Source organism: Candidatus Lokiarchaeota archaeon (genome assembly GCA_014730275.1).
Lineage (GTDB): Archaea > Asgardarchaeota > Thorarchaeia > Thorarchaeales > Thorarchaeaceae > WJIL01.
Genome location: WJIL01000121.1, coordinates 1 through 3,359, shown reverse-complemented (window position 1 = coordinate 3,359; position 3,359 = coordinate 1). Strand labels below are relative to the sequence as shown.

The window sequence follows — 3,359 nt, the reverse complement described above, 5'->3', positions numbered from 1 at the left end:
GTCGTATACTCTCAATTTCTTCGAGGACATCATAGCCAAGAACTGAGGCGTGTCCTCTGGTTGGAGTGAGAAGCCCAATAAGAATGCGAATCAGTGTAGTCTTACCTGCCCCATTAGGGCCCAGGAGGCCAAAGACCTCTCCGCGTTTGATGCTCAATGTCACATCGCGAAGTGCAACCACCTCCTGCTTTGTTCCGGCTTCAAACACTTTGCTGAGATTGCTTATCTCGATAATGTCGTTCTTCATGACTATCAGAGCCTGAATTCCTGCTTGAAATCGATATGATTTTCTGTTTGGATGGATTCTCTTTAGCCTTATCAACAGGATGCAAGTTTCTCTCTGTATTTGCTCCTATATATCTCAGTATCTTGAACATTCATCTAGTGATACAAATTCATGGCGAATTTTCTTCTAATGATTTGGGATTGGGTTTGTTGGCACAGAACTCATAAGTTGGCTTATGGCAGAACTGAGACAGAATACGGCTGAGAGGTTTCATATAATTGGAATCCAGTAATGAGTTTTTGATGCCTTTTCTGGTTCAGAGAACTGATGATAATGAGTATGTTCCAGTGGATGATCTTGGAATAGAGACTTGCCTTACTCTGTTACTTGGCCTTTCGAAGTTTCAAATAGATAGCTCCGATATAGATTGGATGACAAGAATCAATTGGCCTTTCTTTCTTATCCCCATTTCTGATGACCAGTTTCTTCTCAGAGATGCTGTAGGGTTGTTGAATTTCGAGAGAAATTTCAATATACCCGATACTGACAAGGGGGAGAATTTCATTCGAAGTCTTGGCTCTAAAAGCTACGAAGATTTATCCGCAATGCGATGCCCGTCAATACGATCAAAGGATTCCAAAACAATAGAGTTCCTCCCTCAACATATTGGAGAACAACTCGCCATGCTAGCTAGATTCTCAACTCCTATTGATTCTGTTTTGCAGAGTACTACAAAAGCATACGCATGGTTCCCTAACGAAGCACTTGATGAATCATTGGATAGACTGAGGAGCGACTATGAGTCACTTGAAGAACTGCAACAAGACGTACAAACTCTTGGTAATCTCAGAACGACCGCAGTATCTGAAGTAATCGAACCTGTTCAGCAAGAGCTCAAATCTCGGACAAATAACACAAGAAGGAGACTTGAACAGCTGAGAGGCAGCCGGAATCAACTCCAGCAGACCATCTCATCGTTGAGAGAAGAAAATAGGCGATACAGCCAGCGTATAACACAGTTGAGGGATGCAATCCGAGAAAGAAACAATGCCATTCGCAGATATGAACTGCAAATCGAGTCTGAGGAACGCGACATACAACGAATTGAACGTGAACTTAACCGATCAAGAGGTGAAGCTCATACTCCAGAATATCGTGCTCTTCGGCGTACTCAGAACCAGAAACGCAGTAGCATATCTTCCATTCGGAGTGAAATCAGGTCCTTAAACAACGAAATTAGCAGGGCCCAATCTACAATTCCCGAGTTACAGAGAAATGTCCAGCAACTTGAGAGGGAGATTGAGAATGGACAAAGGCAAGTTAGGCAATTCGATTCTGCAATAAGTGAACAGGAATCACAACTCCAGAACATCAGCGAAATCAATGATGGGATTACATCCCTTGAAAACTCGATAGATTCAAGCTTTGAGCCCTATATTGACCAATACCAGGAAATTACATCTGGTTTCGAGGAATTGACTCTTGACGGTTCTGATACTTTCGCCATGTCTACTGATCAGATTACCTTGTTATATTGTCCGCTTGTTATTTTCGGTTTTGGAAGTTCATTTCGTCATGTTTTAGGACCAACCGCAGTTCAACTTACAGAGAGGAATCTGTGGCGTCTAAGACTTGGCGAAACTGAGTTTTTGGACGAGCTTGAGGATTTGGCTTCTAGATTCGTTGAAAAGGTAACTTCGATGGCTGATGAACCCGAATTCAATAGAAGAATGTCACGGATTGGTCAATCAAACAATGAGCTAGGCTGGGGAAGAACCTTAGAGCTTGTGCGAAGAGGACTCAAAAATCTTGAGGATATGAACGTCTTATCAAGAGGACAAAGAAATGAGCTGAAAAGTGTTTTTAAGACCGTCTCCGAAAGAAAGACTCGAGGGATATAATTTGTGTAAGAAGGTTAAGGTTGTTAGAACAAGTAGGGCTGTTCGGAGAATGTCCAGCCTTCTAAATGAAATGAATCGGCGAGATGTGAGCCTAAATCGCCGTCAGCAAGTAAGCAGTGACATAGATGAACTAGTTTCTGACGGTTTAGGGGAAACAAAGATTGCTAAAGCTGCAGATATGCCTTCCGTATCTGATGTTCTTGCCTCTGCTGAAGATTATGCTCAAGGCAGAACGAAATCAACAAGTACTATTGATTCTCGGCTCGAAGAGCTTGAAGAATCTATCGCGATGGGGCCTGAAGATGAGAGCAATCTTCATGACGATGTTCTAAAAGCTCTCAAGACTAGCGTTGACAAAGGGATGACTCTTCTGCGGAAGGCATCAAGAAGTAAGTCGAAGAAAACAGGCGATATTAGTGTAGAAGACGTAAAATCAATTGGTACGGAGACGAAATTCTGGCAGGTGGATTTGGAGGTGGAGGGCGAACTCGTTCCGTCTATAGTTAGATTGAACAGGACTGGCAATATCCACATAATGCAGCCTGAAGATAATCCCTTCAGCAAATGCGAGAAAGCGTCAGCTTTCATCATGAGTGTAATAGAGGACTATTGGAAGAAGGAAGCCAAGAGGCTCAAGACCAAACGAAGGTCGAGTCGCGAAGAAAGAGAGTCCGAAGATGAATCTTTGAGCATGAGAACCCAGCCCGCCGGGTAAGGTGGTTAATCCGTGGTTTTGGACTACCTCCTGTTTGATGAGGAATCCGATTCCGTCCGGTGCATCGCTTGCGAGAGGAAATGTATTTTCGATGAGGACTCTTGGGGATATTGCGGTGTCAGAGGATTAAAAGAACAAGCACCAGCGATTTGCTCGAGCTTCCTTGGAGCTGGTACTTCTCCTATTGAAAAGAAACCGTTCTATCATTTCCATTCTGGCAAAGATTTCGCAACGGTCGGTTTCGAGGGATGCAACCTACACTGTCCATAGCCCCTATCGAATCGATTTGGGCGGAAAAGGTGTATCAACTCTGAATATATCTATGATATTCAGGGTGAGGGTTGTACTTCCGATGAAATAGTCGATGCCCTAGTTATGCTATCACGAGAGGAGTCATTTAATGGGGTAGTATTCTCATGGAATGAACCAACCATTTGTACAGAACTCTGGCTGCCTGTCGCGAAAGAACTCAAATCAAGAGATATTCCAATTGGATTGAAGAGCAACGGTCTGTTTT

The 3,359-nt window shown here is 43.3% G+C and carries 4 protein-coding genes; 3 read left to right on the top strand and 1 reads right to left on the bottom strand.

Going from position 1 to position 3,359, the window contains the following annotated elements; translation table 11 throughout:
* Positions 1-247, bottom strand: a 247-nt coding sequence (locus GF309_13345; protein ID MBD3159761.1) for an ATP-binding cassette domain-containing protein, incomplete at its 3' end; no start/stop codon positions are given.
* A 257-nt stretch (positions 248-504) separates the two neighbouring features.
* Between GF309_13345 and GF309_13340 the strand changes: the two genes are divergently transcribed.
* Genes GF309_13340 through GF309_13330 form a run of 3 tightly spaced genes read left to right on the top strand, consistent with a single transcriptional unit; the run spans position 505 to position 3,112 of the window.
* Positions 505-2,127, top strand: a complete 1,623-nt coding sequence (locus GF309_13340; GenBank protein ID MBD3159760.1) for a hypothetical protein — start codon at positions 505-507, stop codon at positions 2,125-2,127.
* A gap of 49 nt (positions 2,128-2,176) precedes the next feature.
* Positions 2,177-2,842 (top strand): hypothetical protein, encoded by a 666-nt coding sequence (locus GF309_13335; GenBank protein ID MBD3159759.1) that lies wholly within the window; start codon positions 2,177-2,179, stop codon positions 2,840-2,842.
* 12 nt (positions 2,843-2,854) lie between these two features.
* Positions 2,855-3,112, top strand: a complete 258-nt coding sequence (locus GF309_13330; protein ID MBD3159758.1) for a hypothetical protein — start codon at positions 2,855-2,857, stop codon at positions 3,110-3,112.
* Positions 3,113-3,359: the final 247 nt, after the last annotated feature.

What these genes read in the sequence shown, in the direction of transcription:
- GF309_13335 (MBD3159759.1), top strand. Translation starts at nt 2,177, where the DNA reads ATGTCCAGCCTTCTAAATGAAATGAATCGGCGAGATGTGAGCCTAAAT.